The organism is Pseudomonas sp. NPDC087690 (assembly GCF_044743175.1).
GTDB lineage: Bacteria > Pseudomonadota > Gammaproteobacteria > Pseudomonadales > Pseudomonadaceae > Aquipseudomonas.
In genome coordinates this window covers 35,073-60,066 of sequence record NZ_JBIUVX010000017.1, presented here as the reverse complement: position 1 = coordinate 60,066, position 24,994 = coordinate 35,073, and the positions used below count along the sequence as shown (strand labels likewise).

General features: G+C 59.8%; 11 protein-coding genes. 2 read left to right on the top strand and 9 right to left on the bottom strand.

Features of this window, described 5'->3' with window-relative positions; genetic code table 11:
• Positions 1-97 precede the first annotated feature (97 nt).
• On the top strand, positions 98-1,429 hold the full coding sequence (locus tag ACIPIZ_RS17345) for a DUF58 domain-containing protein (RefSeq protein WP_401166284.1): 1,332 nt from the start codon (positions 98-100) through the stop codon (positions 1,427-1,429).
• Here ACIPIZ_RS17345 and ACIPIZ_RS17340 read toward each other — a convergent pair.
• The 6 genes from ACIPIZ_RS17340 to ACIPIZ_RS17315 all read right to left on the bottom strand — a co-directional run bounded on the left by ACIPIZ_RS17340 (position 1,426) and on the right by ACIPIZ_RS17315 (position 19,805).
• Positions 1,426-4,998, bottom strand: a complete 3,573-nt coding sequence (locus tag ACIPIZ_RS17340; protein WP_401166281.1) for an Ig-like domain-containing protein — start codon at positions 4,996-4,998, stop codon at positions 1,426-1,428. The genes ACIPIZ_RS17345 and ACIPIZ_RS17340 overlap by 4 nt on opposite strands.
• Positions 4,995-9,521 carry a neuraminidase-like domain-containing protein gene (locus ACIPIZ_RS17335; protein WP_401166278.1) on the bottom strand — a complete coding sequence of 1,509 codons (4,527 nt, stop codon included), beginning with the start codon at positions 9,519-9,521 and terminating at the stop codon, positions 4,995-4,997. The genes ACIPIZ_RS17340 and ACIPIZ_RS17335 overlap by 4 nt, the downstream gene beginning before the upstream one ends.
• Positions 9,522-9,523: 2 nt before the next feature.
• Positions 9,524-14,131: a Tc toxin subunit A gene (locus ACIPIZ_RS17330; RefSeq protein WP_241091060.1), complete on the bottom strand. Its 4,608-nt coding sequence runs from the start codon at positions 14,129-14,131 to the stop codon at positions 9,524-9,526.
• A 275-nt stretch (positions 14,132-14,406) separates the two neighbouring features.
• Entirely contained in the window at positions 14,407-18,522 is a 4,116-nt protein-coding gene (locus ACIPIZ_RS17325; RefSeq protein WP_401166275.1) for a hypothetical protein, read from the bottom strand.
• 308 nt (positions 18,523-18,830) lie between these two features.
• Positions 18,831-19,190 carry a PilZ domain-containing protein gene (locus tag ACIPIZ_RS17320; RefSeq protein WP_401166272.1) on the bottom strand — a complete coding sequence of 120 codons (360 nt, stop codon included), beginning with the start codon at positions 19,188-19,190 and terminating at the stop codon, positions 18,831-18,833.
• 228 nt (positions 19,191-19,418) lie between these two features.
• Positions 19,419-19,805: a tol-pal system YbgF family protein gene (locus ACIPIZ_RS17315; RefSeq protein WP_064391841.1), complete on the bottom strand. Its 387-nt coding sequence runs from the start codon at positions 19,803-19,805 to the stop codon at positions 19,419-19,421.
• Between the two features lie 172 nt (positions 19,806-19,977).
• On the opposite strand from ACIPIZ_RS17315, the gene pyk reads away from it, so the two are divergent.
• Positions 19,978-21,429 carry a pyruvate kinase gene (gene pyk / locus ACIPIZ_RS17310; protein WP_034153448.1) on the top strand — a complete coding sequence of 484 codons (1,452 nt, stop codon included), beginning with the start codon at positions 19,978-19,980 and terminating at the stop codon, positions 21,427-21,429.
• A gap of 179 nt (positions 21,430-21,608) precedes the next feature.
• Here the strand turns inward: pyk and ACIPIZ_RS17305 are convergent, their stop codons facing one another.
• Genes ACIPIZ_RS17305 through ACIPIZ_RS17295 form a run of 3 tightly spaced genes read right to left on the bottom strand, consistent with a single transcriptional unit; the run spans position 21,609 to position 24,421 of the window.
• Entirely contained in the window at positions 21,609-22,358 is a 750-nt protein-coding gene (locus ACIPIZ_RS17305; RefSeq protein ID WP_064391843.1) for an enoyl-CoA hydratase-related protein, read from the bottom strand.
• Positions 22,359-22,386: 28 nt separating this feature from the next.
• A complete protein-coding gene (locus ACIPIZ_RS17300) occupies positions 22,387-23,322 on the bottom strand; it encodes an iron-sulfur-binding ferredoxin reductase (protein ID WP_122662898.1) in 936 nt (311 codons plus the stop codon).
• Positions 23,315-24,421 (bottom strand): diguanylate cyclase, encoded by a 1,107-nt coding sequence (locus ACIPIZ_RS17295; RefSeq protein WP_064391847.1) that lies wholly within the window; start codon positions 24,419-24,421, stop codon positions 23,315-23,317. The genes ACIPIZ_RS17300 and ACIPIZ_RS17295 overlap by 8 nt, the downstream gene beginning before the upstream one ends.
• Positions 24,422-24,994: the final 573 nt, after the last annotated feature.

Genomic DNA, 24,994 nt, shown 5'->3' with positions numbered 1-24,994 from the left:
TTGCAAGCTCAAAAGATCATCGCCGTCGGCTGCTCCTGCGGGGCATGGTGACCGGTGCAGGAGCTGTCGCGGGCGCTGATCTTTGCGGTACCGCGCCATGAAACCCTCGCGCCTTTTGCTCATCTGGCTCGCGGTTCTGTGCGTCATCGGCGTGCTGACAGGCACGCTGCGAGCTCTCGCCATCGAGGTGCCCGCCAGCATCCTGTCGATCAACTGGGGCTTGCTGCTGGCGTTGCTGACCTTGGCAATTTTCGATGCGGTGCGGCTGTATCGCCGGCCCTCGCCACGGCTCGACCGGCAAGTCCCCGGCAGCCTGGCGCTGGGGCGCTGGGGTGAAATACACCTCGGTATCGAACACGACTTTGCCGAGCCATTGCGCATCGAACTGTTTGACCATGTGCCGGAAGGCCTGGCCAGCGAAAACCTGCCGCTGTCAGTCGAACTGCAACCGGGCCAGTGCTGCCAGGCTGGCTATCGCCTGCGCCCGCTCAAGCGCGGTCACTTCACCTTCGAACACTGCGAAATCAGCCTGCCCAGCCCCTTTGGCCTGTGGACGGCAAAACGCCTGGTTGGCCTCACCGACCACACCCGCGTCTACCCGGATTTCGCCCGGCTTTACGGCGGTGAGTTGCTCGCGGTGGATAACTGGCTCAACCGCCTCGGCGTGCGTCAGCGTCAGCGTCGCGGCCAGGGCCAGGAATTTCATCAACTGCGCGAATTTCGCGAAGGCGACAGCCTGCGCCAGATCGACTGGAAAGCCACTGCCCGCCAGCGCGCTCCGATTACCCGGGAATACGAGGACGAACGCGACCAGCAGATCATTTTTCTGCTCGACTGTGGCCAACGCATGCGCAGTCAGGATGGCGAGCTGTCGCACTTCGACCATGCGCTCAACGCCTGCCTGCTGCTGAGTTACGTGGCCTTGCGTCAGGGCGATGCTGTGGGCCTGTGTACATTTGCCGGCGATCAAGTGCGTTATCTGGCGCCAGCCAAAGGCTCGAGACAACTCACCGACCTGCTCAACTCGGTCTACGATCTCGACAGCGGCCAACGGCCGGCCGACTACCGGGCAGCGGCCAGCCAGTTGCTGGCCAGGCAAAAACGTCGGGCATTGGTGATACTGGTCACCAATCTGCGTGATGTCGATGATGAAGAGCTGCTGGACACGGTCAAACGCTTGAGCAGCCAGCACCGGGTGCTGGTTGCCAGTCTTCAGGAGGAGGTGCTGGACCAGTTGCGTCAGCAGCCGGTGCAAAGCCTCGATGAAGCGTTGACCTATTGCGCCACGGTCGACTACCTGAATGCCAGTGCGCAATGCCGAGAGCAATTGATCGCGCATGGCATTTCGGTCCTGCAAACCCGGCCCGAGGCGTTCGGGCCGGGTCTGGTGACGCAATACCTGAGCTTGAAAAAAGCAGCGCTGTTCTAGTCCTCACTCTGCCCGGCCGACGGCGCCGGCCCCAAAGACATCGGATTGAGCGGCGATCGCTTGAGCAGGCGCGAAGCTTCCAGTTGCAGGGCATAAGCCCCACCAATGGTTCCCGTGCATTGCCAACTCAAACCCGCACTGGTCAATCGGCGATACGTGCCCAATGCCGGTTGCACGCTGGTCAACCCAAGTTCCAGAGCCGTTGAGTAGCCTTTCAATCCAAGACAGATGTCGCGATTGAGCAGGTGACTGGTGGCGTTGTCGACCGATAACCAGATGGTGTGTACCTGCTGAGTTCGGGGAAACAGGGTTTTCTCGCCCCAGACCGTTTTTCCGACATCGTTCAACTGAATCAGTGCATCGTCCCAGACATTGGCATTCATTGATGTGAATTTGAACAGATGGGAGCGAGCCGGATTCAGCGCCTCATCGAGTTGATCCAGTGTGGCGAGCACCTCAATATCCCCGGCCGAGACCACCTGCCAGGAAAAAAACGCCCAGCCTTCGCTGTCCGTCACCACCCGAACAGTGCTTTGCCCGGTCCAGAAAATCACTTCAACACCGGAGGCCGCATGGCGAGTGTCCGACAAGCGAATCTTCAGGCCCATTACTACGCTTTCCCCTACTTGCGGGTCGAACGTAGGTTCTCGTACCTCGGCAATCTCGGCCCTCACGGACTTGGGCTGTTGGTCTCGCGCTGTATCCACAATTTCCTCAAGAGGGTTCGAGTCCGGCAGCGCCGTTGCGGTATCCGGTGCAACGACCGCCGCCAGCACCGTGAACTCGAAGGTGAATGAAGGTGCGACGTCTGTTTCGTCGTACGGGCTCGGCACCGTGGCAACTACCGTAATGCTGCCCGGTTGCGTGGCGGTAAATGCAAAACGGGCCCAGCCATTATCTTCAGTCCGCACGGGGGTTTCAGCCCCCTGATAGGCAAAGCTGACTTCCGTTCCCGGTACGGCGCGACCGGTGTAGAAAGAGCGACTCCTGACTTCCAGAAAAGTGCTTTCACCGATAAACAGGTCAAACGTCGGCCCGCGCACTTCGGCGATTTCGAGCCGGTTATGGTCCAGCAACATCTTCATTGGCGGATAGTCGAAGTGCGCCTGCGGCAGGGTCACCGCCAGCGCCGACTCTGCGCGCTCAGTACTGTTGACTGCATCCAGCGTCCAGTCCAGGCCATTGCTGGGCAACTCGCGCGCATAGTCAGGAGCAAGCGTGGCATTGAGCGATAGGTTCGCGTCATTCACCCATCGGGCAGTGACATCCAGGCCAGTCAACACGCTTTCGGGATTGGGCAGGAATTGCAGGCGATGTTGACCGCCCAGACAGGGATAGGAAGTACTGGTGCCGTCCAGCGGTCGTTCATCAAAGCTGAATATCCCCTCGTCTTGCAGAACCGAGGAGAACAATCTACCCGCCAATTCATAAGGCGTGATCTCTTCATGACACAGGTACAACAGAAAACGGCCACTGGTACTGGACGTAGAACTGACCTGCCAGGACAAACCTTCTTTCGGCAAAAGTCGGGGAATACCCGGATCAGGCTCAACCTGAAAATCCACAACGGAGCCGTCCTCACCTATCAGCTTTAGATAAAACGGCTCGCCAACCAGAGTCTCTCCCACCGGTTTGACCAGCAATTCGACCGGTTCGGCATTGCGCGCACACAGCACGCCAACCGTCCCGGCGGCCTCGCCTGCCAACGTCACCGCGGTCAATTGCGCTAGCGGATTTTCCGGCAACACGGTGATCTCGAACCGGTATTCGAGGGTTTGCTGGTCATAGTGACTGACAATCCTCGCTGTAACGGTAGACGAGCCTTCTTCCTGGGGGTTGAAGGCGTACTGCGACCAACCGTCGGCGCCCGTCGACAGCGTCTGGTCCAGCGTGCCGTCAAGAAACCACTGTACACCGACGCCGCTAACGGCCCCTACACCCGGAACCCTCGACAGCACCTGAATCTGCACCGGCAACGCCGCCCCACCCACCGAAGGAAAGCGGGTCGGCAGCTTCACTTCCCCCAGTTCCAGCCAGTTATGCGCCAGTGCCAGCGCCTGCGGGGGCGAAGGCTGCAGCAACTTCGAACAACTGACATTGAATGTGAAAAAGCTGTCGCGCAGATTGCCACACGCCATCGTCCATACCTGTCCTGGCTCCTGCAGCGGGTTGCCGTCGTCCAGCAGCGGCATAAAGTTCATGCCCAGTCCGTCCGGAGTGTCCTCCCCAGCCCAATGCAACGCCAGTTCGGTGTCGGCCAGGAAGTGCTTCTCTGCAAATGCCAGCGACACCGCATGGTTCGCGCCCCGGCAAGGATGGGCCGTCGCGCTGCCCCAGATCCCATCGCGTGGAGGCCCGTCGAGGGCAAACCGGGCGCTCACCCAGGGATCCTCTTTCAGTACCCGGACCGCAAACACATGCCGGGCTTCTTCCTTTGCGTAATAACTGTCGACCGACGCTTCGATCAGCCACTCACCAGCAATGTCGGGCGTCCAGATCAAACGCGACTCGCCGTTGGGATCCGAAGGCTGAACGGCCAATACGACATCATCTTCGCCATTGGTGCCCTTGAGCGTCCAGGTGACCTCACGGTTGGCCAGCGCTGCTTCGGTGTAATGCGCTTGCACACGGACTGAAAGTTCCATGTGCTGCGCGAGGTCGATCACCGGATACCACTCGGGTTCCTGCAACGCGATGACGTCGAGCTGGAAATGCCCGCAAACCACCGGCAACGCATAGGTGTCAGCGGTGTACTCACTTCGCACGCCCAGGGTGCGCTCGATTTCTGTGTCCTGAGTAATCCCGGCGCAGTTGATCGCCCAGGGATCGGTCACAGGATGCTCCCGCCCCCAGAGCGGACCGGCAGTCAGAATATTCTCGGGATCCTGCTCCGCATCGTCGACGAGCAGTCCCGCCCGCGTATCGATCCAGACACTGTCGCTGGCCAGTTGCAGAGTCATCTCATGCACGGCACCGAAGCACAGGTGCAGCCTGTCGTCGGACGGTTGTGCGACACCGTCGATTGACACACTGTCCAGTCGCAAGTCTTCAAGAAACAACTCGACGCGCGCCGAGGTGAAACGTACCGCACCCGGGCGACCCGGCCCGCCGTTGTCCGGACTCATAACGGTGAAGGTGACGGTCTGCTCTTCAGTCTCCAGGGCAAGCGTGTGCGAATATTCGACCAGATTAAGATCCAGCAGCAGGCCGTCAGGGCTGACTTGCAACTCAGTCGCCCTCTGGCGTGAAGGCACCAGCCGCAGATCCACCTCCCCGCCGAGTCCGGGATTGATCCGCAACGTACCTTCCGCGCCCTGGACTGCCTCGTAGGAAAACAGCAATTTGTATTCGGCCCTGCGCGGTGTAGGGCGCGGCCGCGTTGCCAGTGAGATGGACTGCAAGCCTTCGCCCATGTTCGTGGCGTTCATGAAGCCGATCGTTTGGCCCTGCCACAAACCTTCCTGGCGGCTGACCTTACGTTCGTCATTGATCTTCCAGTCACTCAGGTCCTGGATGAAATCGCCGTTAACGATGAAGTTGTGGCGGGCGTGGATAGTGTGTTCACTCATGGCAGTTGCTTCCCTGCCCGTTGGGCGCGCATGGCCGTAGCGGGCGGATAGTTGACGGGGCTGGATTGGAGTAACTCTTCGACCTGAGCAGCGAACGCCTGCCCACCATCGCGCGCCTGATACACCAGCGTCAGAATGACGTCTGTCAATGAACCCAGAAGGCTTGCTTGAGCGAGTTGGTCATGGCGCGGCAGGGTTAGTACATATTCGGCGTGCACGCCGGTGCCTTCGAAAGGCAGGTAACGCTCATCGTCGATCCGCATGGCGATACCGTTGTCGTCCAGCCCCAGGGACAGACCGATCTGCTGGTAAGGCCGCAGGTTCTGCACCAGCGTGCCGGGCGCAGGATTGCCGCTGGCCGGGTCATGCAGATACTTGACCGCCTCAAGGTCTGGTTCCAGCAAGGTGGAACTGGTGATTTGTACGAACGTCGCGCAGATATTCTGATACGGCCCCAGGAGACCGGGAAAAGTCAGAGACAAACCTATGACCTGCCGGCAGTAATGCCCCGGATAGTCTTCGTTGAAGAGTTTTTCATTGAGCTTGATTGCCAGCGTCCCCGATGTTTTGAAGTCCGCCCAAGCGGCCGAATCCAGTGTGCGCAGGGATATCGTCTTGACCAGTTGCAGCCGGTGTTCGTCACGTTTGATGCGCGCCGCGGCCATGCGCAGCAAATCGAGTTTCAGCGACTGGCCGGTGGTGAATCCGTGGCAGGCGTCCATCCATACATCGGGTCGGACGAACCGGCTCTGGTAATCGCCCAATTCATACTGCCAACAGGTTTCAGCGCACAGGCACAGACCGGCGACGACATCGTAGACCTGATAAATCAAGGTCTTGACCTGGCCGACCACCCAGTTGGTCAGCGCTGGGCCCGTCGCGCGACTCTGATAGAACGCATATACAGCCAAGACCTGTTTGTTGACGATCTGGCTCTGCTGCAAACCGGCACGGGCCGCATCGAGGCTATGTTCCTGCGCCAGCAACTGTTCGCGCAGCACCCGCAATTCGGCCAACGATTGATCCCGGGCCAACTCCCATTCCTGCTGGCGGCGTCGGTACTGCTCGATGACGCCGAGTTCTTCGGCCTCGCCGCGCAAGTTGTCTGCACCGATCTGAAGGCTATCGGCCAACGCATAGAACGGGCCGGCAAGACGGTAGCCGCCGAAAGAGGCCCCGGCAATATTGGGCAGCGTATCCAGTGCCCCCCCCAATATCCGGCTGGTCTGGACACCTACCGCCCAGTCCCGGGCCGATCGGCTTTTTTGCAGAACAAGATTCTCGGCCTCGGAAACCCCTTCCCTGGCCAGCGTCTCATAGTGCTGCGCGCGGGCGTTGACCATGCTCTCGCTTTGGCGCAACGACGCGGCAGTCGCCTCGATCTGGGCAATCGTCGATTCATGGATCGCCATGGTGTAATCGGCCAGCTCGATAAGATGACTTTGCTGCAGCGTTTCCAGCTCACCGCGATCGCGCAATTCCAGCCAGGTACGCAACTGATCTTCCTGCTGGATCAGAAATTCCACGCCCTGTAGCGCCAGGTTATAAACGGCTCGCCATTTGTACGGCACCACCTGCACCTGGCCTCCCGGATTACGCGCCACGCCCTGACCGCCATTGGCCTGAGCGCGCAACAGCTCCAGCGGATCCATCGTCCGGCTGAACAAGGGGATCGACAGGGGCTGGCCATCGATCGAACGATTGTTGCGCAAGTTGTGCTGCCGCGAGTTGAGCAGATTCCACAGCGCTTTGGGCCTTTCATTGATCCCGGGACGAAATGCTTCCGAGCCCAGCAGATCGAAATAAGGCGTGATCGGCATCGACGACGGTACATCGGCCGGAGTGAGTGCAAGGCTCGCTTCAAATGCCTTGAGCGGATCGCGCCGGCTGACCAGACTCAGGACGTCACGGAGCTTTTTCGCCTGCCATTTGCTCGCTGTGCGTGTGATCGGCTCCTCACCGAGCAAGGTCAGCGCTCTGCTGTAATTGAGCCCCGCATGCACCATGCTGTCGTAATCCAGATGGCGATAAAGCGCATCGCCCCACGCGATCAGGTTTTCCACATAACGCAGGAAAATCGCGATCTTGAAATGCACCGGCGCGCAATAGCCAATGGCATCCGGGTCTGAAGGCGCCGCGCTTTCATACGAACACTCGATGTTTTCGTTCTGCAGGGGGCGGCAGCGCCAATAGGCCGGTGCCGGGATCATCGGAGGGGTTTCGGGGTCAGGACTTACACTAGCCACCACCTTGCGCGCCAGCGGGTCGAACACGTATTCGTACCAGCCTTGCGCCTCGCGCTGGCGATCTTCTGCCGACAAGCGCGCACCGACCAGATCCGGCGTATGAAAGAACAGCTCCCAGAAGTACAAACCGTTGCAGCCATCGAACGGCCCGTTCTCCTCGATACTGCCATCAGGCATGCGCGGCTCCTCGACATGCTGGGTATCCCAGGCGAGCAGCGCATCCACCGAGACCGCCGCGCGACTGGTCAGCACCGGGCCGAACGTGGAGTTCAAGCGCGAAAACCTGAGCGCCTGAGCACTGTTGTTGAAACTCAGGAACTGCGCGCCCTCGCTGCTGCTCTTGTCGATGGAAGGCGTCAGGTACAACCGCGGCCGCTCCTTGAGCGTGACGGCAAACTTGCTGCGGCCATGACCTTTTTGCCCTTCGGCCACCTCACCGAAAGCAAATTCGATCGGCGTGTCGATCGGAAAATTGTTGATGCCCAGCGATGGCGCTTGACGACGATAGGTACGCCAAGCTGTCGCATAGTGACCATCCAGAAAGCCGGTCGAAACCCAGTCCGCAGGATCGTCCTGAGTCCGGGCACCGAACACCAGACTGAACATCACCGGGGTATAAAGGATCCTGGGCAGCAGTTGGTTCTGCTCATTCAAAACCGCATCGCCCAGACCGGTGATGGAAAAACCGGCGCCGGCGCGCACTTCGTCCTGGGTTCTGTTCAGCAGGACCGCGAGCAATTCATTGGTCAGGGGGGCGACGGCCTCGGCCAGCCAAATGCCGTCGCCGGGTGTCGTCTCAACGAAATCAGCGATGGCAAAAGAGTGGACATTTTCCCTCTCCGAACCCGCCATCAACTCAACGGTGTGAGCCTCTACCGGCATCCGGCGAGTGGTCAGGCTGATCCGCAGTTGCTGCTCGCCGGCCTCGACGATGCGGATGTCGAAGGAGGTATTGGCTGTGGTCGCTCGCCAACCGAGCGACAGGCGTTCAAGCACTCGCCCCTGCTCCCTGACCGCATCGCAGCGCCCGCGCACTCGGAGCACTTCATAAAAGTTACCGTCCGTTGCACGCTCGCGGGTATAGATCGCGTCGATCTCAAGGTTACCGTTGATGCTGCCGGGCGTTTCCACTGTGCTGCTGACCTTGACTGTCGAGTAGTCGGCCGGCACCACCTTTTGTTGCAGGCTGGCCACATCACTGAAACGCCCGAATGTCATTGCCAGCAAAGTCGCCGTATCATCGTTGACCTTACGAAACAGCGCGTCGCGGGTTTCATGGATCTCGATGTCGTGCCGCGGCATCTGCCCGTCCAGGCTGTGCCGATTGGTGTAACAGACAGCCAGTCGATCATCTCGGGGATCACCGTCGCCCAGCGACACGACCGTCAGCCGTCCGTTGGACACGTCGTACTCGCAATCGCGTTTATGCAGCGACAGCGGCGCTGACCATTGGCCGTTCAGGGCGCTGAACGCAAGTTTGATCTCCAGCGACCACGGGGTCTGCACCACACCGTTACTGTCGATCTGACGATCACGCCACTCGCACCAGACCATTACCGGCAGCCCGAGCCAGTTCACACAGCGGATATCGACGACGCTACCGGTTGTGGCAAGTTCGACCTTCTGCCACTCGCCCCAGGCGGCGGGGTTGATCTTGCGGCTGTCTTTGTCCAGCTCGACCTTCACACTTCGCAGGAAATAGGCGAATGGCGCCGTCCGCTCCTGGCCCACCAGGTAATAGCGGGCGTCCTGAACATTCTCGCCATCGATGTAGCCGCTGAGCACATCCAGATCGCACAGGCGCTGGAAAGCCTGGGTGTACTCCATCAAGCCCTGTTGCACCGACGCACTCGTCAAACGCATCTGGTTCAGGCTGTTTTCAAGGGCACGGAACAAGGTGGTTTTTTTCAGACGCAGCGAAGGCACGATGTAGTTTTCCGCCTGATCCTTGAGCAGCACATTGGCCGACCAGGTGCTGTAGTGGCTGAGAAACTGATACCAGTACTGCAAGTCGTCGTCTTCGAAATGGCTGCCTTCGTAACCCTTTTCCATGCCGCTGTATACCGACTGGATATGCTCTTGCAGGCAGCGCACGGTCGAGGATGTCCGGGTAGCTTGCAGCTGCGCGCTGTCACGGGTGTCGAGCATCAGATAGCGGCTCAAATCATCGGCGGTTTTCAACGTCACTGCACCGGACCAGAGTTTCTGTCCCAGCACCGCTTCCACCATGGCCGCCGTGTAGCGTTCTGTCAGTTCATTGATCTGCAGGTTTTGCATGGTTATCTCCCTGTCTCGACGCGATTGCGGGTTAGGCGGGTGACGGGGCGTTTGCCCAGCGTGCCTTCCAGTACCAGCGCCTCGTTCAGGCGATCACTGAAAAGACTCAGTTGAAAGCGGCCATTGCGGATGTTGGCGGTGCGGATATCCACCTGATAAGGGCTGTCTGCGAAGGTGAAACGCGTCGCCAGCGGTGGCGTGAAGGTCATGCCCAGTGCCTGGCTGGTGTACTCGGAACTCCAGCCCATCGCCCCCTCGCTGCCCCTGAGTTGCGAGGTGTCGAGCGGAGAAATCTCAAGGCGATAATGACTTTCCCTGAACAGGGTGAGTTCGTCGCTTCCCGGGATGATCGGCGTGCGGGTTTCCCCACCGGCCTCGATGACGACCAGCTCCACCTTCCATTGAAACGCTCGCAGTACCTTCAGCGTGAATGCCTGTTGTTTCCCGGCATGCAGCGTCAAGTCGGCGGTCACAATGAAGTCGCCTGCGCTTGCTGAATTGAACGGGAACACCGAACGCCCCTGAGCATCGGTGACAATCGTCAGTTCCTGCGCAGGGTTGCTGTTGACCTTCCACTGCACCGGATAATTGGGCACCGGCTGCGCGTTCGCTGCTGCGGACTCCTTCACATCGACCCAGAGCAAAGTCGGGCGCGAAGCATTGGCGATCGGGTAGCGAATCACCTGCGAGAAGTCGTGGATCAGTGCATCACTGGCCACCCACACGCTGACTTCGACCACCGGGTCGCTGCCCAACTGCGCATAGACCGTTAATGCACCCACCGGCGGTTGCGCCACGGAAAACACCGAGTAGCCGTCCCCGTCACTCGGCACCTCAACCTTGTCCGCCGCCGCGCTGGTCCACCACATCACCTTCTCACCGTCGAGAGGTGCATCGTCCAGCGCGACCACCCGGCAGCGTACCGGCAATGCACGATTGACCAACGCCACCCCAGAGATGACCGGAGCGCTGAAAATCCGCGGCTTATCGGCAAACACGATCGGCCGACTGAAGGTGAAACTGTGATTGCCCTCGACATTGCCGACTGTAATGGATGCATTCCCCGGGCTCAGGCTGGAGATCCACACCCGACTCAGGCCATCCTTGTCGGTGTAGGTCTGGCTCGGACGAATGTCGCCAAGCGTCGTCGACCATGCCACTTGCCGATGAGCGCCGCGGTTGCCGTAATCGTCGATCAGCACCGCGTATATCGGCTGCTCCCACAGGCGTCCGGCCGGAACCGGATCACGTGGCGGCAAATCGCTCAACTCGGAGTTGAACTTCAGCGTCGCCTCATCACAGTCGATGGTCACCGACGGGGCGTGCACCGGTTTGTACATCAGCACTCTGTAATGCAGATGCGCGGTGCCGACCCGGGCCCCTGCCTGCAATTGCGCCCGGGCGCGCCCCATGTCATCCGTGCGGATAACTGGCGTGAGCACCGCGCCCAGGTCGGTTGCCACATCGAGAACCACCCCCTTGAGTGGTTCGCCGTAGAGATCGAGCAGGGTAATTTCGAACTCCGCGACCTCCTGTGACAGATTGGCAATCAGTTGCGGATTGTCCACTACACAGCGAGAAGTGAAACTCTGGCCGACTTCCGCCGAATCGTGCGACATACCCGTGGTGTTGAACCGGGCCAGACTTTCCAGGGCATTTTGCGCCGCCTCTGCGTACAGCGCCTCCGGATCCAGCGGGTTCAACGATCCCAGCCTGAGGGCGGCGGTGATGTCCATTCCGCTTCGAGCCAGGTCGAACGTGCGGTCAAGCAAATCCAGCTGCGCCAGATTGCGCAGGATCGGCCAGGCCGGATTGCCGTTGTCTTCGCTCTCATGACTGATGTGCCCGGCGCACTCGAGTACGTGACGGATACCGCAGCCCAGGTAGCTGGCCAGTTTGTCGGCCGCCGCGTCACGCGCCAGGCGCAGGCCGTCTTCACTCATGTCAGCGGGCAATTGATTGACCTGGGTAAGGTAATCGAGGATTTTTTCTTCAGGCTGTCGGGCCCGCGATACCAGGCGCCGATAGAACGTCAGGTAATACACCACACGGATCGAAATCTGGTACGGGTTCTCCAGGCTGAACCATTCATACTGCTCACCCGCAAGCAACGTCGCGAGCAGGGTTGGCGTCAGTTGCAGTTTTTCCGCAATCCGCCCGCGCCGTTCAAGCTCGGCGAGCATTTGCAGAAATGAATCCGGCTGCTCCAGTACCCGCGAGTTTTTCAGGTTCGGCAGGCTCATGGCTTCTTTCAGGAAGTCATAGGCCTGGCCTTGAGCCCACGCCAGCACTTGCACGGTCAGTAACGCGTCGAGCTTCAAATAGACCGAGAGAGCGCTCTCCACCACAACCCGTTGCTCGTCGCGAATACGCAGCACAATCGTGAGCAGAAGGGTTTCCAACGGTTCACGCAGCAGCTGATTATCGGGTCTTGAATAGATCGTCTGCACGACATCCTTGATCAGAAAAGTGGCGCGTTCCAGGTACTCGGCCTGGGTTTCGCCAATACGGCCGATCACCAGGCCATCGCTGTCCACCAGGTTTTCCAGCGCCGCTGGCCAGTCGATGAGCTGTTGCCTGTCATCGCGCTGCGGCGCACCTTCCTCGAGCAGTGTCGCCGGCTCCAGCCGCACTGCCTGTACCTTGCTGCGCATCTGACGCAGCAACTGTTCCTGGGATTCGCTCCAGACCGTCGGTACGTAGACCGGATTGACGTTCCGCACCAGCCACAGCGGCGACAGATCCTGCTCTTGGCACCATTGGGTGCAGGTCATCAAACCGCGGATGGCACTGAGGGCGTCGGCACCATCCGTCGAGCCGTAACTGGATACTTGCGGTTTGCCCGCCAGTTGCGCCGCCAGGCCTTCTCCCGCGCTCAAGGTCTGCAGCAGCGCCGTCGACTCGATCGGCGTCAGGTCGAACATTCGACCGAGGAACACCAGGCGCCAGAAACTCGAGAGAATCTCCAGGCTGCGGCTCAAATGTGTTTTCAGACCAAATGCCTCGGCGATCACCGTGGCCAGATAACGATAGGTTTCGAAGTTGATCTCCAGCGCGCTGCAGATCTGATGCACCGTTTGTTGTTCGGCCGAGGTGAGTGGCACGATTGCAAACTCGCCGTTGTCGATGCGCAGCGGCTCTTCATATAACGCTGCACGGTTGTACACGCGGTCATAGTGCGACAGTTGCCCGTCCTGACCGTAGACCGACAGCACGTCGATCAGCGCCGCAAACTCTTCGGCCTTGCACCCGTAAGCACGATTGAGATCCTTGTACAGGCCAAGACAGCGCAAGGTATTGGGGCGGATCCACACAGACGGCTCGCCAGTGCCACGATGTTCGGCGCGCATCGCGGCGCTGAGCAACTGATCGACGTGATGTGCGGGCAGTCCCAGCATGCGGTCCAGTCGACACTTGCGATTGATCCGGTCCATACGGTGTTCCAACTTTTCGAACTTGGTCTCCCCCACATGTACCAGTTCAAATTTCCCACCGATATCCGCAGGCACCAGTCCGATAGCCGGCGATTCTGCGCCATGGATATATCGGGCGCCGGCCACCTCTCCCGTCAGCGGCGTATCCGGGTCACCCAGCGCGGGCGCGTTGGCCGACAATTTCGGCGTGAAGACGCCGCGCCCCAGCAGACAATCGACCTCATGCTGATCCAGACGCGTTGCATCCCTGAAGATCCATAGTATGCGCAGGCTATCGAGGAAGTTCGCCAGACTGCCAAAGTTGGCAGGATAAAAATCCTCCGCAGAACGCAGTGGATGTGGATCGACACGCCGCGTCAACGGATCCACTCTGCGCAGGGGCGCCGCGGCCATTTCCGCATTGAGCGGGAAGTACGGATCTTCCAGCAATAACGACAGATGCAGTGGCCCGATGTCGCTGTCGAGTTGCATCGCGACATCGGCGCGCGCCCCCCGGGCGCCGTCATTCTTGAAATACGGATAATCGACATCGACCCGGCGAATGATGCCGCCCAGAGCGCCATCCTTAAGCGCGGTACCGACGACATGGGCAATGCTCGCCCAGTCATGGTCGTAAGGCAGGCTGTTATGAAAGCGTATCGTGCGCAGGTACGATTTGACGTCGGGAAAAGGTCCGATCGGGCTGGCCAGAATCTGTGCTTCCAGCACCGAGTTGGCAATTTCCAGACGCGATTGCACGCGGGCAATTGCCATTTCATCAATCAACAACTCATCCACATCAGGTCGCCGCTCGGGCAACTTGATGGTCTGCGCCTTGTCACCGTATGGCTCGATGTTGTCGCGTATCCATTCACGTAACGCCACCATGTAGGCGGTGGTCGAAGCGCTGTGTTCGGGACTGCCTGGCGGCGCGGCGCCATCGACATCCGGCTGGAACATATCCATGTAGGAAGGCAAGGGCACCAGAGTATCTGCCACAGGCAGCGCCGGTTGCGGACGCAGGCTTTGCTCGCGAAACAGCCGGGCCATGTACAACGCCAGAGCGTTGCCACGGGCCAGCAATGTGCGTGTTTCTTTGCGTGTCAGGCCGAGGTCGTGCAATTGCGCCGGCCGCAGCTTGATCAGTTCGAATACGCTGGGATGCCGGTCGAGGTAGTCATCAAGGGGACGGGGCACGCTCGGGTCTTTCTCACCCAGCACAGCCCTGACCAATATATCGACCGGGCGATCGTCAGATGCATGCATAGCTGTATTTCCCCTTGGCAAAAAACACCTGCAACGACTCGCCCGGCGCGATGGCCGATGGCTGGCGTTACGTCGATTTAGCGCTGGATGCGCGAAACGCACCACTGTCATATCTGACAGTTTTTTTGACCGTCGGTCGTAAAGTGCGAATGAATAGGCCGGCAACACAGGCCCCTCGTCAGGGCCTGTGAACAGACTGCGAACAATCAACCGGCGTCGATGACGTTCAACTCGAACTCGGGAAGCGCTGGGGAGACAACGGTGCCCTTGTAAAGGCGCCCCCCCATCACGAAACGCCCCAGCGGCAAGGCTTCAGTCACAATCACCCATTGTCCTTGTGCATCAGCGATGCCCCGCCCCCATATCCTGGCGGGGTATCCCCATTGATACAGGCGCACTTCGCCACCTGGCATTGCCGTACCGCGAAACACCGCACGCGGCGATACTCCCGCCCCGCGCTGGGGGCTACTGACCACGAATAGCGCCAGCCTGTCATCGACTTTGAAGCTGGTCGTGGATGACCATTGCGACACCTGACCATCCATGCCATGCCTGGCCGAGATTCGGTATGGCGCATCCCGTGGAGGTAAAGGGACTCGGGTGCGAACCGACCACTTGCCATCGGCATTCACTTGTGTAGCTGCCAACTGGGTTTCTTCATCATCATATTTGAGATAGATGCCCGCGCCCGGTACTCCCCTGCCAGCGAGCAGCGGTTGGCTCTCCAATATCTGATTGGCATCGTCGTAAGGCTCGTCGATGAGCGGACTCTCGAATCCCGCTTCAACCTGTGTCACCACCAGACTGCGATGCGGCAACAACCAGGCCGAAACGGCACCGTCGCGCGACTGGCGTACCGAGTAGACATAGGGCGTAGCGGAAACCGGCAACTGGATCTGCGAGTGCAGGGCCCAGCGCCCGTCGCGACCAACCCGGGTCCTGCCGAGTTCAGTTGCCACCGAACCTTCCTTGACGATCAAGACTTCAGCGCCCGGTTCTCCGGAACCTGAAAACATCGGATAGCGCCCGACCGACTGGCCGGCGAGCGGGTAATTCACACTGGGCGCCTCGAATCCGGCCGTCTTGCGCTCCACAATGAAGCGGGCACTCTCGAACCCTTCCGATCGGACACCGTTAAAGTTCTGACTTACCACCACACGCATGGGGCCTTCAGGTAGATCCTTGTTACCGACAACCGACCAGCGTCCATCGGTATCCGCAATCGCCGCCGGGGCCAGCACGTCAGCGGCGTTAGACCATGAGGCCACAGTGATGGTGGCCCCGGGTGTTGCCAGGCCGCTGAAAAGTGGGCGTACGCCAACCCAGTCGCCGGACAGTGGTTCGGTGAGGGACGGACGAGTGCCTAGCAAAGTGTAAGTGACGACCGGCGAAAGGGCAGAATTCAGACCTTGACCGGCAGAGGCCAACACATTGATGCCGTCCGTAGCGAGCAAGTTGTGAGCAACCGTTGCCGACCACGTTCCATCTGCCAATACCGGGGTCTGCGTCAACGTACTCGACACACTCCCGCGCCGATAGATGAGTATCGTGTCTCCTGCAAATCCGAATCCGGAAATTCGCAACTCACGCCCCAGATTCTCACCTGCCCGCGGTGTGTCGACCGAAGGTATGGCGGGCACCACAGTCACCACACGCTCAAGCGCATCACTGGCGTAGCCGCGCTGCCGCTGCCTCGCCTCCAGCGTCACGGGCCCGCCCGCCGGCAGCGTCACCTGCACCTGCCAGGTACCGTCGGCTTTCACTTCGATATCCTTGAGTAACGGCGTGTTCTGCCCCTTGATCGACAACTCGACGAAACCGGGAAACTGGCCCTCACCGGAAAACTGCGACACGCGCGCCGGTCTACCGTTTTGCACCGGCACCGTGATCCGCGGCTTTGGCACCCGTACCTTGACCGTGCGTGGAGTCGTCCGGTCAGAATGGTTGTTGCTGTCCCGAGTTTCTTGCTGGACAGCGTAGAAAGACAGATTCCCCGGCACCTGGTCTACCAGTGTGACCTGCCATTTCTTGTCCTGGTTTACGGCGCCGGCGCCTATCGACTGGTGAGTAGTGTTTGAATAAATCACCACCCAGCAGCCTGGATACCCCGTGCCCTCGATGATCGGGACCAGATCGACTTCGGCATTGGCGGCGGTGGTGATGCCCGGCTGCGGAGTTTTCACCGTGAACGTCCGGCTGGCGACCGTCGAGGTCCGCCCGCCAAAGGCTGCCGTTGCGGTGAGTGTGTACGTGGCAGGCGCCCACTCTTCAGCGGCGTTCCTTTCGAAGTTCCCACTATTATTGGCTGTCAGTGGCACATCGGGTTTGCCCGGAATCCTCAAAATGACTTGCGAACCGGGCCAGGCCGTACCACTGATTCGTGGACGCTGCCCGGAGGGCGTAACCGGTTCGAAAAACGACGGGGGCGGACACGCCACCGTCATGGAGAACACGGTGCTGTTGGCAGACCACTGATTGTTCACCCGTTGCCGGGCCGTCAGTTGGGCGTAATTGCCTGGAGGAAGGTCAGCGGTGGCAGAGGTTTCCCAGTTCAGGCTGGTCTGCACATTGGCCTTGGGCACATTCGCAAGGATTTCACCGTTGCTGAAGATGGAGACTTCAACTGCATTCGTCCTCCATTGATTACCCCGGCCCCTGAAAGTAGCTCGTTGCCCGCTGACCGAGACGGTGACTGATGTGGGTATCGGGGTCGGAATGTTGACTGTAATTTCACGCAGTATCCAGTCTGAGCTGTAGATCCGCCCGCTGCCACCATCGGAGACGCTTTGCCGGCCGCCGAAGCGGTAATTGCCAGGCAGCAGATCTGCTGGAATTACCTTCGACCAGTTGCCCCCTGAGACAACTGCATCGAGGTACGGTGTGGGGTCTCCGCTGAAATGTATGTCCATGCGTACACCGGTTCCGTTATACCCGGTACCTGACAACTCGACCCTGCCACCGACGAGTTTGGACTCGAGGGTCGGTTGAGGCGGTCGGACCAGCAGCCTGACGGGCACGCTACGCACCGACGGCACCGACGAATAAACATGACTGGCCGTCACGGTGTCGGGCCCCGGATTCAATATGATGGGTGCCGACCAACTCCCACTGGCCGCCACGTCCCCGCCTCCGAGTAATGTGTTGGTACTGTCTCTGTAGACGGAGACCCTCCCAGCTTTGAATGGATCGGCCAACGTGCCGCCTACGGTAATCTGCCGCTCCACCTGTTGATTGGCGGTGTGAGAAGTGAGGGGCGGAGCGCCAAGCAACTTGAAGGATTGTTCCTCAGACCAGTCATTCCTGTTCCTGTGGCCGGCGGTCATCCTGACCAGACCGCCGCGCGGGTAATAGCCTTGGTCGAACAGAGCCTCCCATGTACCGTTGGGACCAACGACGGCCGTCGCATGCTCGTGAGCTCCACCCGGCGTAAAAACCCCGATGGTTTCGCCAGAAATACCCTGCCCCCTCAAAGAAAACGGGCTACCGGCAGCAACAACCGCATTCTTGGCAGGTGAGTCGATGCGTGGCGCCACATACCATTTGATGGAGACGGGATCCGACCTTCCGGAGTTTTGACTGACGATGACTTGTTCGGCATAAAAGGACGTGACGCCAGATGGCAGAGAGATGGAGGTATCCCAGGCACCGTCGGCTCTGGCATCGACGGAGCCGAGCGAGTGCACATTGCCATTTTGCAGACATGACAAATGGATCCTGCCGTTCAGAAGTCCGTTTTTTCCGGAAACGGCAAAGGGCATCCTTTGCACTGAACCAGCCTGCGGTGTTTGTATGAGTGGCTTCTGTGCGGGGCGAATGTGAACTCCCCATCCCTCACCTGCACCGACATCATTATTCTTCCCGTCATAATTGACGCGAATAACCAGATACATATTGAAACCGGGGGCAGCAAGCGTGGAGTCGAGGTATTTCTCATGGTCGTGCCACCGGGTGTCTTGAATCAGATTGTCATCAGAGTTAACGCGTACATAACTGGCGGCGTTAAGGGCAATATCTATGTTGGCCCTGTCCCAATTGCCATAGCGAGTGGTCATCTTGTAGCGCAGCGTCCGCACAAATATCCGGCCACCCTCGAACTTGTACTGGCATTCCAGCTCGGTTTTCAGCGACGGGACGCGCGGATGGGTCTGATGAAGTGTGGTGGTGATCGCGTCACTCCAGAACAGCGCCGAAGATTGCTTACGCTCGCCCGGCTCTCGCAACAAGCCGTTCTGCTCTTCGGTGACCTGTGCAGAGCTGATCTGGACGTCTTCGGTATCCAGCCAGATCCTGCCTGTTTCACCATTTTCGACGAAATCTTTCATGTCAGCGATGCCCCGCGCAATGTAGGAATCAAGTTGTGATTCAAGATACGTAGCCTGATCGTGGGCAACCACTGTCATAACTGACAGGTTTAAAGAACCGTTCGGTCTAACAAGCCAGCCGCTAATTACTAAAAATCACCGTTGCGGCGCGCTAATTGTGAACACGCAGCATCTGAGCAAGACAGGCATGTTGGCGGAGCAGGTATTGGAGAGTAAGTGGCCGATTGTCGTAAGCGGAAAAGATCAAGAGATCGCAGCCTGCGGCAGCTCCTACCGGAGAGCAGGTTGCGATCTTTGCCTGTGTTGTGTCAGGCCGAGGCCGGCAATGGCTGGAAGCTGAAATACTGCTTCAACGCCCTGACCAGTTGCGCATATTCGGCAGGCGGTCGATGCAGGCTGAAACCGGCGTCGTAGTGTTGCGGGGTCGCGTCCTCATGGCACCAGAGGCAACATGCCGTAAGGTCGATGACCTGTTGACAGCCATCGCGCATGGGGATTTTCAGGCGCAGCTTGAAATCAACACCAATCATCATCGGCAACTGACTGATCAGCATCAGTCCGTCTTCGGACACGTTGCCGATGAAACCGATGGGTTTGTCGGTGACGCTGTTGAACACTCTGAGGAAATACGGCAATTGATGCCGTTCGATCCGGCGGTCGGTAAACATGCGCAGTTCGCCATGCAAGGCTCCATCACAGAGCCGCGCTGTGCTTCGGAACGAGCCTGTGGGCAGCCTCGCTCTCCCCGCTTCCGGTGTGCCGGTCGCTACGTCGCCGTCACTTGACCACTTGCCAGTCGCAGGTGTTGCCCCGGATCAGCGCCAATGCGCTGAAACCGGATCATTCGACTATAGCTCAGCCTGTACAGTCGGCCAGAGTTTGTATGACATCTGTCATCAGAAACGCGTCGGGCGTACCACGGCGGCTGCACTGCGGGTCGGGTAATGGCCCAGGCTTTCCAGGGTTTCCAGACGGGCCCGGGCGCGGTAGGCGTATTCGCTGTTCGGGTAAGAGGCCATGATGAACTGATAGGTCTGCGCCGCATCGACAAACATCTTTTGCCGTTCCAGGCACTGGCCGCGCATCATCGACACTTCCGGCCACACGTACGGGCGGGCGCGGCTGGCGCGTTCGACCTTGGACAGCTCGAGCATGACCTGTTCGCAATTGCCGCGATCATAGGCGCTGTAGGCGTTGTTCAAATGATGGTTCATCGACCAACGGGTGCAGCCCGTGACGGCGAGGACGCTGAGGGCAAGGGCGGCAATGGGTACGAATCGCATGAGGGTTCTCCTGTCTTGAGCAATGTATCGACCCAGGGTCGGAAATCTTCAGGCGCGTTTGTCCCAAAGTTGTCGCGTTCAATAAAGAAAGTATTAAGTAGTGCATTCGAACAATGACTACACCCCAAGAGCATAGTAGCCTTCGCTAGCGCTTGAACTCAGGAGTCTTTGCATGTCCGTCCGTCGTACCAAAATCGTCGCTACCCTTGGCCCGGCCAGTAACTCGCCGGAAGTTCTCGAACAGCTGATTCTGGCTGGTCTGGACGTTGCCCGTCTGAACTTCTCCCACGGCACCCCCGACGAGCACAAGGCTCGCGCGAAGCTGGTGCGTGACCTGGCCGCCAAGCACGGCCGCTTCGTCGCCCTGCTCGGTGACCTGCAAGGCCCGAAAATCCGTATCGCCAAATTCGCCAACAAGAAGATCGAGCTGAAGATCGGTGACCAGTTCACCTTCTCCACCAGCCATCCTCTGACCGAAGGCAACCAGCAAGTGGTCGGCATCGACTACCCGGATCTGGTCAAGGACTGCGGCGTGGGCGACGAGCTGCTGCTCGACGACGGCCGCGTGGTCATGCGCGTTGATACCCAGACTGACGACGCATTGCATTGCACCGTGACCATCGGCGGCCCGCTGTCCGATCACAAAGGTATCAACCGTCGCGGTGGCGGCCTGACTGCGCCGGCCCTGACTGAAAAAGACAAGGCCGACATCAAGCTCGCCGCGGAAATGGAAGTCGACTACCTCGCGGTGTCCTTCCCGCGTGACGCCGCCGACATGGAATACGCCCGTCAACTGCGCGACGAAGCCGGCGGTACTGCCTGGCTGGTAGCGAAGATCGAACGCGCCGAAGCCGTGGCCGACGACGAAACCCTCGACGGCCTGATCAAGGCGTCCGACGCGGTGATGGTTGCACGCGGTGACTTGGGTGTGGAAATCGGCGACGCCGAGCTGGTGGGCATTCAGAAGAAAATCATTCTGCACGCACGCCGCCACAACAAGGCTGTGATCGTAGCGACGCAGATGATGGAGTCGATGATCCAGAACCCGATGCCGACCCGCGCTGAAGTGTCCGACGTGGCCAACGCCGTGCTCGACTACACCGACGCCGTGATGTTGTCTGCCGAATCCGCTGCAGGTCTGTACCCGCTGGAAGCTGTGCAGGCGATGGCGCGCATCTGCGTCGGCGCTGAAAAGCACCCGACCGGCAAGACTTCCAGCCACCGCATCGGCAAGGAATTCACCCGTTGCGACGAAAGCATCGCACTGGCGACCATGTACACCGCCAACCACTTCCCGGGCGTTAAAGCGATCATCGCGCTGACCGAAAGTGGCTACACCCCGCTGATCATGTCGCGCATCCGTTCATCGGTGCCGATCTACGCGTTCTCGCCGCACCGTGAAACTCAGGCGCGTGCAGCGATGTTCCGTGGCGTGTACACCGTACCGTTCGATCCGGCTTCGCTGGAACCGCACGAAGTCAGCCAGAAGGCGATCGACGAGCTGGTCAAGCGTGGCGTTGTGGAAAAAGGCGACTGGGTCATCCTGACAAAGGGCGACAGCTACCACACCACCGGCGGTACCAACGGCATGAAGATCCTGCACGTGGGCGACCCGCAGGTCTGAGTGACGCGCTGAAAAACAAGAGCCCCGGCATGTGAGTGCCGGGGCTTTTTGTTTTCTGATCCAGGAGATGTGTCGACTGATCCGACGCCATCGCGAGCAGGCTCACTCCTACAGTTGAAATGCATTCTCCTGTAGGAGTGAGCCTGCTCGCGATGGCGTCAATCCAGTCAGCGAACCTATCAATGCCGTTTGATAAACCCGGTCAACGCCGCCAACGCTTCCGGCGAGCGCAGTCTTTGAGTGAACAATGCGCCCTCCTCCTCGATCACCTTACGAATCAACTCGCGATCCGGCGCCCTCATCAATTGCTTGCTGATGCGCACCGCTTCGGCCGGTAACTCATCGAAACGCAGAGCCACTTCCCGTGCCTTGCGCAACGCCGCATCACCACTGCCCAACGCCTCGGTGGCAATCCCCCACTGCGCGGCCTGTTCACCGCTAAAACCTTCGCCGAGCAACAACAACTCCGCCGCTTTGGCCTGCCCGAGCAAACGCGGCAGGATCAAGCTGGAGCCAAATTCCGGGCACAAACCAAGATTGACGAACGGCATACGCAAACGCGCATCGCGGCTGACGTAGACCAGATCGCAATGCAGCAACAGCGTGGTGCCGATACCCACGGCAGCGCCCGCCACAGCGGCAACCACCGGTTTGCGGCACTCAAGCAGACTGAGCATGAAGTGAAACACCGGGCTGTCGAGGTCGCTCGGTGGTTGCTGGACGAAGTCGGCGATATCGTTGCCAGCGGTGAAGCACTCGGCGCTGCCGGTGATCTGCACGGCGTTGATGGCGGGGTCGCTGTCGGCCTGTTGCAGGGCTTCGGCGAGAAGGCTGTACATCGCACGGGTCAGGGCGTTTTTCTTGTCCGGGCGGTTGAGGCGCAGGGTCAGCAGACCGCGTTCGCGTTCAAGCAGGATGGCGTCAGTCATGGTGGCTCTCGCATCGCAAGTTCAGCGCTCAACCACGGCTGAGAAAGACGTCGGCCAGCAGTTGATTACGCGGTAATCCAGCCAGATACAGACGTCGGGCGAAGGCATCGACACTGGCGGTCGAGCCGCAGACTAAGGCCAGGGTTTGCCGGGAAACAAGGCGCAGTTGCGCCAAAGCGGCGGCTGACTCTGCCGTCGTCCACAGCTCGACGCTGAGGTTTTCGCGCTGCGCGGCCAGCGCGGCAAGGGGTTTGGCCAGATAGTGCTCGCGCTCGTCATGAGCCAGGTGAATGACGCGGATCGCGCCTTGGTGATCCTGCCGCAAGGCTTCGCGCAATACGCCGAACAAGGGGCCCAGTCCGGTGCCGGCGGCCAGCAGCCACAGCGGTCGCGTGTGCCAGTCGGGATCGTAATGCAGTGCGCCGCCACGCAGCTCGCCGAGGCGGATCGGATCGCCAATCTGCAAGCGCCGCGCGGCATCGCTGAATTCACCGGGCAGTCGGCAATCGAGGTGGAACTCGAGAAAGCGGTCTTCTTCCGGCAGGCTCGCCAGCGAATACGGCCGGGCGATGTGATCGATCCACAGCACCAGATGTTGCCCGGCGCTGTAGCGCAATGGCCGCTGCGGGGTCAGGCGCAAACGCAGGACGTTGTCGCTGAGCCAGTCCAGCGCTTCGACGGTTGCCGGGCGACCGTCGGTGAGCGGGTCGAAGGTATGCAGCTGCAGGTCTTCGATGACCTGACACTGGCACGCCAGGCGCCAACCGTCCTGGCGCTGCTCCGCGCTCAAGGCATCCGGGCGACTGTCGGCGGGCGAACCTTGCACACATTGCACCAGACAGGCATGACAACTGCCGGCGCGGCAACTGTAGGGGACGGCGACACCGTTCTGATTCAGCGTATCGAGCAGATTGGTGCCCGATACCACCGACCAGTGCCGATCACCGACACGAAGTTCAGGCATCGATGTTCTCCCACGCCGCCGCACAGCGATTGCGACCGTCACGCTTGGCCCGGTACAGCGCCTGATCGGCGCGCTGCAAGGCATCGTCCAGGTCATCGCCCAGTTCCAGCAGGGTCATGCCGGCGGACAGGCTAAGGTTGCGCACATTCAGGCCCACCAGTTCGACATCGGTAAAGGCAATGCGCAGACGCTCGCAACACGCGGTCAATCGGTCGGCATCGCAATCGGGCAGCAGCACCACGAATTCCTCACCACCATAGCGCGCCAGGACATCGCCGTCGCGCAGGCAGGCGCCGGCGACACCGGCGAAAGCCTGCAACACTTGGTCGCCAGCGGCATGCCCGTGCAGATCGTTGATGCGTTTGAAGTGGTCGAGGTCGATCAGCGCCAGACCATGAGCCACACCGTTGTCCATCGCATTCAGTTCGCGTGAAGCCAGACGCAGGAAATGCCGACGGTTGAACAGCCCGGTCAACTCGTCGGTGGCCACCAGGTCTTCGAGTTGGCGCATCATTCCGCGCAGGGTGTCCTGATGCGCCTGCAAGGCAAAACGACGCTGGCGCTGGCGTTGCCGCGAGACCTGCACGAAGCGCGCATAAAGCACCAGCCATGCCAGCACCATCGCCAGAATGCACACCTGCAACGCCGCGAGCGCAGGCTCCGGCAACAGAAAGTGATAACCGTCCCACAGGGTGATCGCGCAAAAGCTGAAGAACACCAGCAGCGCACAGCGAATGAATGCACGCCGAGTGAGGTGGAACAGGCCGAACAGCAGAATCAAAACATAGAAGACCAGAAACGCCCCGCGCGCTTCATCCAGATGGGCGATCAGCCAGGTCTGCCAGCCAAGCCCGAGGAGGACTTGCACTTCGGTCAGGCTGGGGTCGGCGAAGCGTTGGTTACGTCCGGTCCAGAACAGCACGAACAGGGTCGCCTGGCTGCTCACCACCAAGGCGCTGCCAATGGCCACGGAACTGAGGGTCTGGTCGTAATGCCCGGTAAAAAACGCCAGCCACAGCAGCAGCAAAGCCAATCCGTAGGTGGCTGCAGCGAGGGCAAAACGTTTTAGTAAAAGACGTTGAATGGCGTTATGGGTCAATCGTTGACTCACCGTGCGATAGGAGGCTGACTGAGTGTCCTACTCTACAGACCGGCTGCCACTTTAGAGGCGTAGTCGATAAATGACCACCGATTTTCGGGCTCGAAATTTGACGTCAAAAGTGTGGCCTGCGTATACCGCCAAAAGCCCCTCACCCTAGCCCTCTCCCAGAGAGAGAGGGGACTGACCGAGTTGTTTGCTGGCAATACGCCGACCTGAAATACCGAGCCGAACTCAGGTTTGAACAACATAAGATCGGCTCCCTTTCCCGGGCTGAACTCAGGTTTGAACAGCACGAAGATCAGCTCCCTATCCGCCTCGCCCGCTTGGGGGAGAGGGAGCGGGTAAATGCTGAAGTGCAAACCCGCTGTCCGATATTCGCCCACCCATGCGACCAACGAATGACTGCCGGCGCGTGTACGCCCCATCGAGGCGGGGTATACTGCCGCGCCTTTTTAGCGTCGCGCCAGCAGCCCCGGCGTGCCTTGAAAGGTGCTTGCGACCGACCGATGTACCCAAGCCGCAGGCACCTTATTGAATGTTCCCGTCTTTTAGAGGAGCGCGACTCATGAC

Coding starts and splice junctions, on each gene's coding strand:
- pyk (WP_034153448.1), top strand. CDS start 19,978: ATGTCCGTCCGTCGTACCAAAATCGTCGCTACCCTTGGCCCGGCCAGT.
- ACIPIZ_RS17315 (WP_064391841.1), bottom strand. CDS start 19,805: ATGCGATTCGTACCCATTGCCGCCCTTGCCCTCAGCGTCCTCGCCGTC.
- ACIPIZ_RS17300 (WP_122662898.1), bottom strand. CDS start 23,322: ATGCCTGAACTTCGTGTCGGTGATCGGCACTGGTCGGTGGTATCGGGC.
- ACIPIZ_RS17345 (WP_401166284.1), top strand. CDS start 98: ATGAAACCCTCGCGCCTTTTGCTCATCTGGCTCGCGGTTCTGTGCGTC.
- ACIPIZ_RS17305 (WP_064391843.1), bottom strand. CDS start 22,358: ATGACTGACGCCATCCTGCTTGAACGCGAACGCGGTCTGCTGACCCTG.
- ACIPIZ_RS17340 (WP_401166281.1), bottom strand. CDS start 4,998: ATGAGTGAACACACTATCCACGCCCGCCACAACTTCATCGTTAACGGC.
- ACIPIZ_RS17325 (WP_401166275.1), bottom strand. CDS start 18,522: ATGAAAGATTTCGTCGAAAATGGTGAAACAGGCAGGATCTGGCTGGAT.
- ACIPIZ_RS17320 (WP_401166272.1), bottom strand. CDS start 19,190: ATGTTTACCGACCGCCGGATCGAACGGCATCAATTGCCGTATTTCCTC.
- ACIPIZ_RS17335 (WP_401166278.1), bottom strand. CDS start 9,521: ATGCAAAACCTGCAGATCAATGAACTGACAGAACGCTACACGGCGGCC.